Annotated in this window: 15 protein-coding genes; 4 read left to right on the top strand and 11 right to left on the bottom strand. The window is 38.4% G+C overall.

Going from position 1 to position 15,155, the window contains the following annotated elements; translation table 11 throughout:
• Positions 1-103 precede the first annotated feature (103 nt).
• The 7 genes from H0Z31_02200 to H0Z31_02170 form a co-directional block, all read right to left on the bottom strand.
• Positions 104-340 (bottom strand): DUF2553 family protein, encoded by a 237-nt coding sequence (locus tag H0Z31_02200; protein ID MBO8176245.1) that lies wholly within the window; start codon positions 338-340, stop codon positions 104-106.
• A 92-nt stretch (positions 341-432) separates the two neighbouring features.
• A complete protein-coding gene (gcvH, locus tag H0Z31_02195; protein ID MBO8176244.1) occupies positions 433-816 on the bottom strand; it encodes a glycine cleavage system protein GcvH in 384 nt (127 codons plus the stop codon).
• Positions 817-936: 120 nt separating this feature from the next.
• The gene (locus H0Z31_02190) at positions 937-1,293 is read right to left on the bottom strand and encodes an arsenate reductase family protein (GenBank protein ID MBO8176243.1); all 357 of its coding nucleotides are present in this window, start codon (positions 1,291-1,293) and stop codon (positions 937-939) included.
• 30 nt (positions 1,294-1,323) lie between these two features.
• Positions 1,324-1,626, bottom strand: a complete 303-nt coding sequence (locus tag H0Z31_02185) for a winged helix-turn-helix transcriptional regulator (GenBank protein ID MBO8176242.1) — start codon at positions 1,624-1,626, stop codon at positions 1,324-1,326.
• 142 nt (positions 1,627-1,768) lie between these two features.
• Positions 1,769-3,553, bottom strand: a complete 1,785-nt coding sequence (locus H0Z31_02180) for an acyl-CoA dehydrogenase family protein (protein ID MBO8176241.1) — start codon at positions 3,551-3,553, stop codon at positions 1,769-1,771.
• A 27-nt stretch (positions 3,554-3,580) separates the two neighbouring features.
• On the bottom strand, positions 3,581-4,756 hold the full coding sequence (locus H0Z31_02175; GenBank protein ID MBO8176240.1) for an acetyl-CoA C-acetyltransferase: 1,176 nt from the start codon (positions 4,754-4,756) through the stop codon (positions 3,581-3,583).
• Between the two features lie 24 nt (positions 4,757-4,780).
• Positions 4,781-7,165, bottom strand: a complete 2,385-nt coding sequence (locus H0Z31_02170) for an enoyl-CoA hydratase/isomerase family protein (GenBank protein ID MBO8176239.1) — start codon at positions 7,163-7,165, stop codon at positions 4,781-4,783.
• A gap of 205 nt (positions 7,166-7,370) precedes the next feature.
• Between H0Z31_02170 and H0Z31_02165 the strand changes: the two genes are divergently transcribed.
• Complete coding sequence (locus H0Z31_02165; protein ID MBO8176238.1) at positions 7,371-7,499, top strand: YuzL family protein; 129 nt, start codon at positions 7,371-7,373, stop codon at positions 7,497-7,499.
• A 44-nt stretch (positions 7,500-7,543) separates the two neighbouring features.
• On the opposite strand, the gene H0Z31_02160 is transcribed toward H0Z31_02165, so the two are convergent.
• Positions 7,544-8,461: a proline dehydrogenase gene (locus tag H0Z31_02160; GenBank protein MBO8176237.1), complete on the bottom strand. Its 918-nt coding sequence runs from the start codon at positions 8,459-8,461 to the stop codon at positions 7,544-7,546.
• Positions 8,462-8,689: 228 nt separating this feature from the next.
• On the opposite strand from H0Z31_02160, the gene H0Z31_02155 reads away from it, so the two are divergent.
• Both H0Z31_02155 and H0Z31_02150 read left to right on the top strand, forming a co-directional pair.
• The gene (locus H0Z31_02155) at positions 8,690-8,968 is read left to right on the top strand and encodes a spore coat protein (GenBank protein MBO8176236.1); all 279 of its coding nucleotides are present in this window, start codon (positions 8,690-8,692) and stop codon (positions 8,966-8,968) included.
• A gap of 21 nt (positions 8,969-8,989) precedes the next feature.
• Positions 8,990-9,328 carry a spore coat protein gene (locus H0Z31_02150; GenBank protein MBO8176235.1) on the top strand — a complete coding sequence of 113 codons (339 nt, stop codon included), beginning with the start codon at positions 8,990-8,992 and terminating at the stop codon, positions 9,326-9,328.
• A 191-nt stretch (positions 9,329-9,519) separates the two neighbouring features.
• On the opposite strand, the gene H0Z31_02145 is transcribed toward H0Z31_02150, so the two are convergent.
• Together H0Z31_02145 and H0Z31_02140 are read right to left on the bottom strand one after the other, a co-directional pair.
• Positions 9,520-10,467, bottom strand: a complete 948-nt coding sequence (locus H0Z31_02145; GenBank protein ID MBO8176234.1) for a TIGR03943 family protein — start codon at positions 10,465-10,467, stop codon at positions 9,520-9,522.
• A 14-nt stretch (positions 10,468-10,481) separates the two neighbouring features.
• Positions 10,482-11,489 (bottom strand): permease, encoded by a 1,008-nt coding sequence (locus tag H0Z31_02140; GenBank protein ID MBO8176233.1) that lies wholly within the window; start codon positions 11,487-11,489, stop codon positions 10,482-10,484.
• A 320-nt stretch (positions 11,490-11,809) separates the two neighbouring features.
• Here H0Z31_02140 and H0Z31_02135 point away from each other — a divergent pair, with 320 nt between their 5' ends.
• Positions 11,810-12,943 carry a zinc ABC transporter substrate-binding protein gene (locus tag H0Z31_02135; protein MBO8176232.1) on the top strand — a complete coding sequence of 378 codons (1,134 nt, stop codon included), beginning with the start codon at positions 11,810-11,812 and terminating at the stop codon, positions 12,941-12,943.
• Between the two features lie 699 nt (positions 12,944-13,642).
• Here the strand turns inward: H0Z31_02135 and H0Z31_02130 are convergent.
• The gene (locus H0Z31_02130; GenBank protein ID MBO8176231.1) at positions 13,643-14,821 is read right to left on the bottom strand and encodes a rod shape-determining protein RodA; all 1,179 of its coding nucleotides are present in this window, start codon (positions 14,819-14,821) and stop codon (positions 13,643-13,645) included.
• Positions 14,822-15,155: the final 334 nt, after the last annotated feature.

The raw sequence follows: 15,155 nt of genomic DNA, 5'->3' as shown, positions 1-15,155 counted from the left end.
TATTATGTTACCATATGTAGCTCATTTCGTAATGATTTATGTATACTTACTTCGTTTAAGGTACCGTTCCCTTACAAAAAAAATATCGGGATTCCCCGATATGTTAACACCATCCTCCTTCATCACAGTCGGTATAACGTTTTGTTTCTCCTTCTGTAGAGGTATATTGCTGAAATATTTTTTGATGATCTGAAAAATAATTTGGTTCCAACTGTAAATCTACTTGTGAAGATAGTTGTACCGTACCAATTTGTTCGTTTTCTAAATATAATTCGATGACATTACCGTTTAATTTTCCGACTACTTCATTCGTTACATCACGGGTTCGTTTCTTTAGCATAACCATCCCCCTTATGTTTCGATTTATTTTTATCATGCCCTTTACGCACAAAAAAACACCCTGTTTGATCAACAGGGTGTTTCATTCACTTATTAGTCTTGTTTAATCATTTCTTCATATTGTTCAGCTGTCATTAATTGTTCAAGCTCACTCATATCAGATGGTTCAATCACGATCATCCATGCTTTTTCGTATGGAGATTCATTTACATATTCTGGATTGTCGTTTAATTCATCGTTGACAGCGACAACTTTTCCGCTCATTGGTGCGTAAAGTTCAGAAACTGTTTTAACAGATTCCACGCTACCAAACGGTTCATTTGCTGTTACTTCATCGCCTACTTCTGGTAATTCAACAAACACAATGTCTCCTAATTCAGATTGGGCAAAATCAGTAATCCCAATTTTTACTTTGTCTCCTTCTACTTTTACCCATTCGTGTTCTTCTGAATAACGTAATTCTTTTGGTGTTGCCATTTCCTATCCCTCCATCAGCAAATGTATGCAAGTCTATCATGACATAAGGTCATGTGGAAAAGCAAGTGACGAAATCATTTCGACGTCAACAAATTCAAAATCATAATTTAATTTTTAACATTACAACCATGTGTTTTTAAACGTCTCTTCATTAAATCCTACCGTTACTTTTTCTCCGTCAGTGACAATAGGACGCTTAACTAACATGCCATCTGAAGCTAAAATGTCTAGCAATTCTTCTTCAGAAGCTGTTTTTACTTTATCTTTTAAGCCTAGCTCTCGATATTTTTGACCGCTCGTATTAAAAAATTTCTTTAACTCTAGTCCGCTTTTTTCGTAAAGTTCTTTTAATTCTTCTTTTGTCGGTGGAGATTCGATAAGATGTACTTCTTCATAGGAAATACCATGCTCGTCCAACCATTTTTTTGCTTTGCGGCATGTCCCACATTTCGGGTACCAATAAAATGTAATTGCCATCAGTAGGTCTCCTTTCTATCGATGTTAACGTTACTCGCACTGCTTTTCTACCGTATGAACCAGTTCTTTTAATAGTTGAATCGCATCGTCCAATGCAAGGGAATAAAAGCGTTGCGTCCCCTTTTGTTCAATTTGAACTAAATGTTGGTCTCGCAAAATTTTTAAATGATGCGAAACTGCCGGACGGGATAACGTTAAGTGCTCCGTAATTTCATTGACCGTTAACGGCTCTTTTTCCGCTAAAAGCAAAATAATATCTTGACGATAAGGATCACTTAGCGCTTGAAAGAGGGGGATACAACGACGAAACGTTTCTATCGCTTTTTGCCCCATAATTGGCTCCTTTCCATTGATTCATTACATCTCATTATACCCTTTCTCCTAAAAGCTGAACAATGGATAAACGGTAAATCCTTCTACTCGTCAGACAGCAAGAAGAAACTGACCAATGATTCAAGGTCAGTTTCTCAAATTTTTACACAATATATTTTTCCGCTTCGATTAATGCTTCAGCTGCTTCACGCTTTTTCGTAATGACATTAATTGGTGTATGACGAGTTAATTTACGAAGGACGGAAAGCATCATACGTAACGTATCACCGTGTTCGACAGCTACTAATGTTTCTTTGGCGTGTTGTTCAATTTCGTTGAACGCTTCTTGACAGAAAATCTCCGTATACAATACTTTTTGTTTCGCTTTTTCCAGACCTACTTGTTGGATTGCTTTTTCTGTACGGAGAACCGTAGACTCCATCGCATAAACGTTAGAAACAATATCCGAAATATTAACAAGTACTTCTTGTTCGTTTTCTAATGCTTTTCCGTATTTTTGTGCCGCTAAACCAGCAATCATTAACGCAATTTTTTTCGCATTACGTACTAAATATTTTTCTTGGGCTAACGGTTCGTTACCTGGTTCTTCTGGCATCATCATCATTAATTCTTCTTGCAGCGTTTGTGCTTTCTGTAAAAGTGGGAGCTCCCCTTTCATCGCTTTTCGTAAGTACATACCTGGAACTAACAGGCGGTTGATTTCGTTTGTACCTTCGAAAATGCGGTTAATGCGGGAATCACGGTACATTCTTTCAATCTCATATTCTTGCATGAAACCGTAGCCACCGTGAATTTGTACACCTTCATCAACAATGTAATCTAATACTTCTGTCGCAAATACTTTATTTAAAGAGCATTCAATCGCATATTCTGCAATTGATTTGGCTACTTCTTTACCATCATTTACTTCTTCCTCGGAAAGCTTGCTCATTCGGTCTTCAAATAAACCGACTGTTCGATACACAGAGCTTTCAGCAGCATACAGTTTCGCGCCCATTGTACCGAATTTTTCTTTCGTTAAGTTAAATTGGGAGATTGGAGTTTTAAACTGTTGACGTTGGTTCGCATATTGCAATGTAATTTCAAGAGCACGTTTGGATGCACCAACCGCACCGACACCTAGTTTATAACGACCAATATTTAAGATATTAAAGGCAATGACGTGACCTTTTCCAACTTCTCCTAAAAGGTTTTCTACAGGTACTTCCGCATCTTCTAAAATGAGTGTACGTGTGGATGAACTTTTAATACCCATTTTCTTTTCTTCGGCACCAGTGGATACGCCTGGGAAGTCTCGTTCGACAATAAATGCGGAGAAATGTTCACCATCAATTTTTGCGTAAACAACAAATACATCAGCAAAACCAGCGTTCGTAATCCACTGTTTTTCACCGTTTAAAATGTAATGTGTACCGGCTTCATTTAATTTGGCCGTTGTTTTCGCACCTAATGCATCAGAACCGGAACCTGGTTCTGTTAACGCATAAGCGGCAATTTTTTCACCAGTCGCAAGAGCCGGTAAATATTTTTTCTTTTGTTCTTCCGTACCGAATAATACGATTGGTAATGAACCAATTCCGACATGTGCTCCATAGGAAATGGAGAATCCGCCGGCACGAGACATTTTTTCCGCGATAAGTGCAGAGCTAATTTTATCTAAACCAAGCCCCCCATATTCTTCAGGAACGTCCGCACCTAGTAAACCTATTTCCCCTGCTTGTTTTAATAGTTTTACCGAACGATCGAACTCATGGTTTTCAAGATGTTCAAGCTGTGGAATCACTTCGTTTACAACAAATTCTTCTGTCGTTTTCGCAATCATTTTTTGTTCATCCGTATACTCTTCTGGAACGAACAATTGCTCATAAGACACATCATCAATTAAGAAGCTACCACCTTTAATTAAAGCATCCGTTTTGTTTGTCATTATAAAATCCTCCCTTTGATTTTCGTATTAAAGTAATTCAAATACGCCAGCGGCACCCATTCCGCCACCGATACACATCGTGACAACACCAAATTGGGCATTTCTCCGCTTCATTTCGTGAAGGAGCGTGAGCGTTAATTTTGTTCCTGTACAACCAAGTGGATGTCCTAAGGCAATCGCTCCACCATTCACATTCACTTTTTCTTCATCTAAACCTAGTTCTCGGATGACTTGAATGGATTGGGATGCAAATGCTTCATTTAATTCAATTAAGTCGATATCAGATAACTCGAGCCCTGCTAACTTGAGTGCTTTCGGTACCGCTTCAACCGGACCGATTCCCATAATTTCAGGTCGTACACCTGCAACCGCGAAAGAACGGAATTTAGCTATTGGTTTTAAGCCAAGTGACTCTGCTTTTTCTCGATCCATAACCAGTACTGCTGCTGCTCCGTCGCTCGTTTGCGATGCGTTTCCTGCCGTTACGGTACCATTTGCAGCAAAGGCTGGTCGTAACTTCGATAGCACCTCGACGTTCGTATCTGGTCGTACTCCTTCGTCTTCTGTAAATTGGAACGTTTTTTCGACAAGTCTGTTATTTTCGTCCACTTGGCGTACCGTTACATCCACTGGAACGATTTCGTCTTGAAACTTCCCTTCTTTAATCGCTTTGGCTGCTTTTTGATGACTCCGTACAGCAAAGGCGTCTTGTTCTTCCCGTGTAATACCATACTTTTTCGCCACTTCTTCCGCCGTATGGCCCATGCTCATATAATATTCAGGAGCTGTTTCAGCTAGCTTCGCATTCGGACGGACAACATGTCCCATCATCGGCACTAAACTCATCGATTCAGCGCCACCAGCAATGATTGTATCGGCGTGACCAATCATAATTTTTTCAGCAGCAAAAGCAATGGACTGTAATCCAGACGAGCAATATCGATTGATCGTAATAGCCGGTACCGTGTGTGGTAAGCCTGCTAATGCGCCGATATTTCTTGCTAAGTTTAAACCTTGCTCCGCTTCTGGCATAGCGCATCCGATAATTAAATCATCAATCGGACCTTCATAGTTACCAGCACGTTTTAACGTTTCTTTTACTACAAGTGCACCTAAGTCGTCTGGACGTACCGTAGCGAGCGAACCTTTTTTTGCTTTTCCGACTGGCGTTCTCGCACCAGCTACAATGACCGCTTCTCTCATTCTTTCCACCCTTTCTCCGTTTCGTTAATTACGTAGGGGCTTTCCTTTTGTTAACATATATTGCATACGTTGTTGGGATTTTGGTTCTTTTACTAAGCTTAAGAATGCTTCGCGCTCTAAATCGAGTAAATACTCTTCATCCACTTCTGTACCGAACGGCACTTTTCCACCCGCGATAACATACGCCAACTTTTTAGCAATCTTTAAGTCGTGCTCAGAAATATAACCTGAATAGTACATGGATTGGGCTGCTAACAGTAATGTCGCATAACCTGTTTCTCCAACAACCGGAACTTTCTTTTTCACCGGCGGTTTGTATCCGCTTTCGTAAAGGGACAGCACCAGTTGTTTTGCATCGTATAATAAATGATCGTTATTGACGCTTATACCATCAGCTAGATCAAGGAAATTAAGTTCACGTGCTTCTTCACCGGATGTTGACACTTTCGCCATAGCAATCGTTTCAAATACTTTGTTCGCCACTTTTTGTAAATCGAATTCGACTCCGTTCGGAATACTTTCCAAATGCTTAATGTAAAGCTCTTTATTACCTCCACCACCTGGAATAAGTCCTACGCCAACTTCTACTAAGCCCATATACGTTTCTAATGACGCTTGAATGCGAGCAGCTGGTAAACAAATTTCGGTCCCTCCACCTAATGTCATTCCAAACGGTGCTGCCACTACTGGACGTTTACTATATTTCACGCGCATCATCGCTTGCTGGAATTGGCGAACAACCATGTCAATTTCAAAGTCGTTATCGTCTTGGGCTTCCATTAAAATGAGGGCTAAGTTGGCACCAACACAGAAGTTTTTCCCTTGGTTTCCGATGACGAGACCTTTGTAATTTTTTTCTACTTCGTCGAGAGCAAAGTTGATCATTTGGATGATATCTAAGCCTATCGCGTTATTCGGTGAATGAAATTCCAATAACGCGACCCCATCACCGATATCAATTAAGCTTGCTCCGCTATTTTTCTTAATGACACCTTTTTGTTTTTTCAATAGCTTTAAGTCAATAACTTTTGGATTTGTTTCTACTTGACGATAGTCCCCGTTGTGATAATAGGAGACGACACCTTCTTCTTCTTTGTAAAACGTTTCATGTCCGCTTTCGAGCATTTCTACAATCCAAGCAGGGACTTCGATATTTGATTCTTTCATCTTTTCCACAGACCGTTTCACACCAATGGCATCCCATACTTCAAATGGTCCAAGCTCCCAGCCAAATCCCCATTTCATTGCTCGGTCAATAGCAACGATATCATCAGCGATTTCTCCGAGAAGCTGAGCAGAGTAGCTTAATACTGGAGCAAGAATATTCCATAATAGTGTTCCAGCGCGGTCTTCAGCGTACACGAGCGCTTTTAGTTTCTTTGGTAAACTTTTTTCTTGTTTAGCCATTTGTAATGAAGGTGCTTGTAATTTCGTACGCGGTTGATACTCAAGTGTGGTCGGATTTAACTCCAAAATTTCTTTATCTTTTTTTAAATAAAAGCCTTGACCGGTCTTACTACCGAGCCAACCTTTTTGTAACATCGCTTTCATAAACGCAGGGACTTCGAATACTTCTTTTTCGTTACCGGTCACTTTTTCATACACGTTGTTGGCGACATGAATGAATGTATCTAATCCCACCACATCTAGGGTACGGAACGTAGCGCTTTTCGGGCGCCCAATGATAGGTCCTGTCAAGGAATCGATTTCGCCGACGCCGTACTTTCCTTTCAACATTTCTTGAACAGTAACAAGTAACCCGTACGTTCCAATTCGGTTAGCGATAAAGTTCGGTGTATCTTTAGCAACAACGACTCCTTTACCAAGTACGTCCTCACCAAATGATTTCATAAATTGGAGCACTTCAGGATCCGTCTTTTTCGTTGGAATTATTTCAAGAAGCTTTAAGTAACGAGGAGGATTAAAAAAGTGCGTTCCTAAAAAATGTTTTTGAAAATCTTCAGAGCGACCTTCTGCCATCGCTTCAATCGAAATTCCGGATGTATTAGAACTTACGATACTCCCTTGTTTACGATATTGATCAACTTTTTCAAACAACTGCTTCTTAATATCGAGTCGTTCGACTACTACTTCAATAATCCAATCACACTCTTTTAATCGATCGAGATCGTCTTCTAAGTTTCCTACTTCAATAAAGGCCAAGTTCTTTTTTGAAGCTAGAGGAGCTGGTTTTTGCTTTAACAACTTTTGGAGAGCGGTTTGACTCAGACGATTACGAACTTCTTTGTGTTCTAACGTGAGTCCATTTTTCTTCTCTTCTTCGGTTAATTCTTTCGGAACAATATCGAGCAATAATGTTGGGATTCCTACGTTGGCTAAATGCGCAGCAATACCAGAACCCATAACACCTGAACCGAGAACGGCTGCTTTGTGGATGCTTCGAGTCAATGCCTTTTCCTCCTTTATCTCTTGAATGAATACTCATTCATTTTCTTCTGAAAAAAATTTCAAAATTTACCTGTCACTTATAATATATGATATTTTCAAAAATTACGCAATATTTAAATATATTAATATACTGAAAATTCGCATCTTATTTTTATCATATGCAGGTGAAACTTCGGGGATGCTAGGCGATAGGAGGTGAATTGCGTTGAAGGTAAAAAAACAACCGACAAAACATGCTGTCAGTGCAGCTAGTGTTAAAGGAAATGCAGGTCCTACTCCGGAATACGACGGTGGTGGAAAAGTAAACAGTCAAAATAATCAATACAAAAAATAATTATAAAAAAGGGACAACCCTCGGTAAGGATTGTCCCCCATATGTTACTTCTTAAGAATCCCTTTTAATACGAACGCTACGTTAGCTGGACGCTCCGCTAAACGACGCATGAAATATCCGTACCAATCAGTCCCATATGGGACGTACACGCGCATTTTGTACCCTTCTTTAACTAGCTCTAATTGACGCTCCGGACGAATGCCATATAACATTTGGAATTCAAATTGGTCATTTGGAATGTTATACTCTTTCACGAGTTGTTTCGTATATTCAATTATCGCATCGTCGTGGGTAGCCACAGCTGTATAGTTTCCGTTTAATAAATGCATTTTAATGATCTTTTTAAAGTTTTCATCAACGTCTTTTTTATCAGGGAACGCTACTTCTGGCGATTCTTTATACGCTCCTTTTACTAAACGAAGGTTCGGTGAATAAGCATTTAAGTCCTCAATATCTTTTTCGGTACGGTATAAATACGCCTGAATAACGGTACCGACATTGTCGTAATCTTTCTTTAGTTCTTTAAAAATGTCTAACGTTTTTTGACAACGGGCATAGTCTTCCATATCAATCGTCACGAACACATTGTTTTCTTTGGCTGCATCTAAAATGCGGCGCATATTGCGCATAACCACATCATAAGAAATGTCTAATCCCATCGATGTCATTTTCAATGATAATTGCGAATCTAATTTTTCACGACCAATCGCTTTAATTGCTTCAATTGATTGGTCGGCCATTTCGTTTGCTTCTTTTTCGTTATCGACAAACTCGCCTAAATAGTCAATTGTTACAGCTAACCCCTTACGATTTAAATCTTTAATCACTTCGACCGCTTGTTCAATTGTTTCTCCAGCTACAAAACGGGAAGCGCCAAAACGAAGACCATATTTTTTTGCCATCTTCGTTAAAAATTTATTTTTAGATAAAAATAAGAAAAAATTACGTAATAGTGCTTCCATGTTTGCATACCCCCTGCACGTAAAAATAAAAAAATGGAAACGTTTACTTACAAAATAATAATAAAAGATAGACAATTTCTATCTTTGAGTATTTTATCACTTTTACTGTCATTTGAATATATCTGAAATAGTTTTAGAAAAATTTTAAACTTTCCATCCACTATTGTATACATACTTTTTTTAAAGAGAGAAAAAATAACAATGAACAATAAACAAGGAGGTTATCACATGCAAAATCAATCACAACAACCTTTGTATTCCCAACAACCGGGAACAATGTCGCAACCACCTGAAGTCGTGACAGTGAAAGATTCTTTATATTTAAATGACATGCTTTCATGGAATTTATTAGCCGCTAAAAAAGCCCACCATTTTGCATCCCAATGCCAAAATCCTGATGTAAGAGCTGAATTGGAAAAATGTGTGCAAATGCATCAACGACATTATCAACAAATTCTATCTCATCTAAATCCTGCGAACCAACCAAACCATCAACAAATGCAATAACGTGTAGAAAGGAGTTTCAACATGCCAAATAATAATAAACAAATCCAAAATCCCAAAACGCAAGTACCGAAAACACCGCAAATGAATGATCGGGACTTTGTGAATGACTTGTTAGCAACAGAAAAATATATGACCGATTCGTATTGCACGTTTTTAAATGAAGCAAGTCACCAATCGCTGTACCAAGATATGCTTTCCATTTTTAATGAAACGCAAAATGCACAACGAGAATTATACAATTGTATGTTCCGCAATGGATGGTACAAATTAGAAGCGGCTGACCAGCAAAAATTACAGCAATCGTACACTCAATTCCAAGGTTACACGTCACAATTTCCAAACGGAGGACAGTATCAATAAAGTGCCTTATCTCCCAAGTTAAACTTCTTTTTTGGAAGTGGGAGTCTTAGTGACATAAATATAGAAACGCTTGGGCTAATTCCCAAGCGTTTTTAAATGATAAACGTGAAATTTGTTCAAGAAACGTTTTACAAAACCAGACAAACTTATTGTACCTATAACTGTTCTTCTATAGCGTACAACATAAAACTTTATTCCGTTAGATTAATTAGTACTGGATACACATATGGTTCCGCTGGTTTTTCAATGACTTTCCACTTACTAGTTTTAATCATTGGCAATTCGATTCCATTATACGTCGTTACGTCCAATGTGCCTTCTATCTCAAGCCAAGTATCTTGTTTAATATCACCTGCTTGTTCCATTTCAGTTAAAAACCCAATGATGGATGCATCCGCTAAACAGTGGGTAATCAGAAACCTTGAGATCACTAGTTGATTGGATGTAAAACCTTCTTCTTTATAGACAAATCCGCTCACTTTAATCTTTTTCCCAACAAAAGCCTTCGGGTCTATACTAATTGTTTCATAATAGGAAGCAAAAATATCATTTTTCATTTCGATAACATCTAATTGAGCTAACTTCTCCATCTCCTGGTCGTAATCTTCTTGCGTAAAGTAATTCTCATTGGTCACCGGTGCTTGATGCTGAATGTTCTCCTCATTAGACAATTGATCGTTACTATTTATGGAAGATGAATTCCCAATATCGGTTTCATCTTGTCCCTCATTTATTTCAGAGGTTTGGTCTACATTTTTTTTATTTCCTTGCGTCAGTACGGTCCCTTTTTTAGCAGCAATCGATGAATCTAAAACCGTAGGCGAAAGCGTAAAACCAGTAATTAGTGGAAAAATAATAATCGAATAACTTATTAATTTTTTTGATAAAGAACCCGAATAGCCGTGGTCGTGCGTACAACCGGAATGACAATGCTCATGATGATGGTCGTGTTTTTCCCATATACGGGGAAGCTGAATGAAAAAAAGAATGACCAAAATTCCTGCAGCCCATTTACTCATCATGTCGTATTTTGGATTAATATACTTAGTTATATCCCCTGTTAGATGTAATTGAATAAAAAATATAGCGAATCCAGCTAAAATCATGGCCCGCAGAAACGGTTGGAATTGAAAACGCACAGCCGTTCACCCCCTTATATCCAAATGGTCACTTGCGTACAAATAAACACGATAAAGGTAATGAGAATGAGTAAAACAAAGACGAATCTCGTTTTAAACACACTTAATAGCATAAAGGTGTTTTTTAAATCAATCATCGGCCCATAGACTAAAAAGGCTAGGATAGAAGTCGATGGGAATAAATGTCTAAAGGACGCACCGATAAACGCGTCGGCTTCAGAGCATAAAGACAAGAAATACGCGAGCCCCATCATCACGATGGTAGAGCCAATTACACCTTCACCAAACAGAAATAGAGATTTGGCAGATACGTACGTTTGCAAAAATGCCGCGACAAACGCACCGATAATTAAATATTTTCCCATATCAAAAAACTCATCAATGGAATGTTTCAACATTTCATCTATTTTATTAATAAAAGAATGATGTTTCTTAGGCTGATCCATTGATTCTGTAACTTCTGATAAAGAATGTTTTAATTGATTAGACTTAAATAATTGGCTAATTATAAGGGCAATTACTAATGCAGCAACAAAACCAATTCCCATTCGTAATGCCGCCATTTTTAGGTCATTTCCAAATGCCATATATGTAGATAAAATAACGATTGGATTAATTAAAGGACCAGTTAGTAAAAAACCGACTCCTGCATAGATAGGGACACCTTTCGCTACTAATCTACGAACAATGGGAACAATACCACACTCACAAGCTGGAAACAAGGCCCCAACGACACAACTCATCATGACAGCTAAAAATTTATTTTTAGGAATCCACCGTCGTATATGATCTTCTGTAATGAAAATTTGAATAAAACCAGCAATAAGAACCCCGATTAAAACAAACGGAATCGCTTCTATTAATATACTTAAAAAAATCATATTTAATTGTTGAAAAGATGTCGGTATATGTATGGACAGTTCCGATCCTACAAATTGACTCATAGAAACCAAATAAATAACAATGCCAATAACGAATATTCCTGTAAAATCAATTAAATGTGAATGGAGCCATCGAAACACTGGATTCATTCCCCCATTTTTCTCGTCTTTTTATACGATTGTCATTATAACATAAAACGAAATGATTCTTATTTGTTTTTTTAATAATAGTCTATTCGTATTATGAGTAGACATAACCAAATGTACTTATTGGCTTTGGATATCCGAAGTTCTCTTCTATTATTTTAAATGATTTGGATGATTATTGTTACCTGACTCTTAACAAAATCCGATACCAATGACTTCCATCAAAACCGTAATAATTACGATTTACAAATCGTAATTATTACGGTATCATTTTGAAAGTAAAAGACCATTCGTAAGGGAGAGGAGAATTCTACATGCGATATAAATTCTTGACTTTGATCGCTATATTCGTCCTTGGTACAACACTAATAGGATGTAATAATGAAATAACAACCACTCAAAAAGATGACAATAACAAATTAAAAGTTTACACGACTCTTTACCCATTAGCAGACTTTACGAAAAAAATTGGCGGAGATCATGTGGATGTCGAAAGCATTATTCCACCAGGCGCTGACGCTCATACATTTGAGCCAACTTCTAAGCAAATGATCGATATCGCCGAAGCAGATGCATTTATTTACAATGGGTTAGGAATGGAAACGTATGCAGAAAAAATAGCAGAAGCTTTAGAAAATGAAGATACCATCATGGTTGAAGCAGCACACGGGATTGAAGTCGTTCAACATACACATGATCATCACACTCATGAAGACGAACACCATGAAAGTGATGAACATGAACACGAAGCTGAACACCATGAAGCCGATGAACACGCTCACGAAGAAGAACATCATGAAGCCGATGAACACGCTCATGAAGAAGAACATCATGAAAGCGATGAACACGCTCATGAAGAAGAACATCATGAAAGCGATGAACACGCTCACGAAGATAAAGCTAATGAACATGAGCACCACCATAGAGATGTTGATCCACATGTTTGGCTTGATCCGATTCGTGCGATTATTCTTGCACAAAACATCAAAGATGCTCTTATTGAGCTAAAACCTGAAGCAAAAGAAGAATTTGAAAATAATTTTATTACATTAAAAGCTGAACTTGAAAAACTAGACGAAGAGTTCCATCAATTGGTTGACGCAAAGAAAAATCCTGAAATGATTGTCTCCCATGCTGCCTATGGGTATTGGGAAGAAAGCTATGGTATTCATCAAATTGCTGTAGCCGGAATCTCCCCAACGGATGAGCCATCACAAAAAGACTTAGCAAATATTATTAAGCTAGCAAAAGAAAAACAAATTCAATATATTATATTCGAACAAAATGTGACTCCAAAAGTGGCGGAAGTAATTCGTAAAGAAATCAACGCCGAACCTCTTCGCCTACACAACTTATCGGTCTTAACCGAAGAAGATATCCAAAATGGCGAAGACTACTTCAGTTTAATGCGGAAAAACATTGAAACATTAGATAAGGTATTACATTAATTGATAATTATAAAGGGCTGACTCAACATTGCTTAATACAATGTTGAGTGTCAGCCCCTTTTACGTATTACTTCATCTTCTTCATGGCTTTCTTACTTGGAATGTGAGACACGACATAAACTTTCGAGCCTCCCTTAATCATCACAGGGAATTTCCGATGATGTAGACCTAGAAAGTCAAATCCATTTGTGTCATCCCAGATGTTGTGTTTCAAGGTTTCTTCAGTACTATGACCCCCTCCGACTCCCTCTCCACAGTCCACCCTTTCACCATCAGGTTTATAGGTTTCCTCTTTACTTCTTCAGAAGTGTGGAGGAGGGCCTCCCCAGTTCCGTTATCTACTTTCTCAACATACCGCTCCCCTTACCCCGAGGGATTCTTCGGTGCTGCACTTCTAAGTTCTTCACACCTTCCGTGGTCTTCGCCCAACTTAACCAGGCTCGACTTCCCTTTATCCCCATAAGAGGTCTCTTTTGACGAGGCGGCAGGATTCACTTTATATTAACGGTCTGCTGATTTGCTCGCACTCTTCTAGAGAGTTACTTTGTCACAGGGCGCTGGCCTGGATTTCTCCCAGTTGCCTGTCAGCTACCGAGCGTCTTGGCACTTACTCGGGTTGGACTTGCACCAACTAGCAGTTAACAGCTTTGCTGGGCGCGCTCAAATAAAAAAACGTACGAATTCAGATTCGTACGTTTTTTATACTTCATTTCGACTTGAAAACATGTACCTTTTATTGTGATATTGAACGGAAAAGATAAGCCCCATCGCTAACATATTCCCCATCAAGGAACTACCTCCATAACTAATGAACGGAAGCGGAATCCCTGTAATCGGTAGTAACCCAATCGACATTCCAATATTTTGGAAGACGTGAAACGTAATCATAGCAATAACACCTGAACAAATGTACGATTCATATGGGTTAACCGATTCTAATCCAACCTTTGTAACGAAATAAATGAGCATAAAAAAGAGCCCCACGACTATGCTCGCACCGATAAAACCAAACTCTTCACCAATCACACTGAAAATAAAATCCGTATGGCTTTCCGGTAAATACACTTCACGATTGTTGTACCCTTTTCCAATTGTTTCACCAGAACCGATCGCTAATAGTGAACGTATTAATTGATAACCGGATGTACTTTGATAATTATACGGGTCCAACCACGAGTAAATACGCCCGAATTGGTAAGGCTTCACATTTAAATATTTTTCTAATATATCAGGATGCCATAACACTAAATAAAAGATGACCCCAACCACCGACGTAAACACCCCAAATAGAGGAAGCAAAATACGCCATGTGATACCGGAAACAAATATAATTCCGAGCATAATTGAAAGGAGAACGAGTGACGTTCCTAAATCAGGTTGCATCATCACTAACAATAGAGGCCCAGATGTGACAAGCCCAATTTTGATTAACAGCCAAAAGTCCGTTTGAATCGTTTTTTCCGTAAATTTTTCATAATGACGTACTACTGTTCGTGCGAGTGCTAATATTAAAAATACTTTAACAAACTCTGACGGCTGTAAAGACCCTAACCCAGGCACGATAAACCAGCTTTTCGCTCCGTTTTTTACTGGTGCAATGCTAGATGGAGCAATCATTAATAAGGCAAGTAAAAATATTCCAAATCCATAAGCGTACCAACTTAAGCGATACAACTGCTCTGGATCAAAACGCATAACGACTATGATAATGCACGAACCGACAATGTACCAAACAATCTGTTTCATTAAAAAATTATCGCCATATTGTCCAGTCGTTTGCGCACTATAAATGGCTAAACAACTAACAAGGCCCATAAATAAAAGAACGAATATCAGTCCTATATTAAAACGTTTTTGTTCCGTATTTTTTGATGTCATGTTGTTCTCTCCTACATCGTTCTCATGACTTCATTATACTTGATCTTATAAGAATCACAACTGACAGAATATAGTTGGAAACTTTCGATAAATATACTTCATTATTGCATGACTTCGCTTCCTCTAGGTGCTATCAAATGGAACACAGTATTTTCGGTTGGTAGCACTTTATTTTGGGTTTGCCCTTATCAAGGCCAATATGCTGCTTTACTTTAGGCTCTACCCTGAAATAACTGTGGATAACTTTTGCTGTTATTTCATTTATCGATGTGCCAATTTTTATTGGCATGGTTGTCTGTTAAACGATACTGTTGATATTTATACATTACCGCGG

The sequence above is a fragment of the Bacillus sp. (in: firmicutes) genome, from assembly GCA_017656295.1.
In the GTDB taxonomy this organism is placed as follows: Bacteria; Bacillota; Bacilli; order Bacillales; family JACDOC01; genus JACDOC01.
Note: the sequence above shows the minus strand (reverse complement) of the source record. Positions and strands in the feature narration are given on the sequence as shown.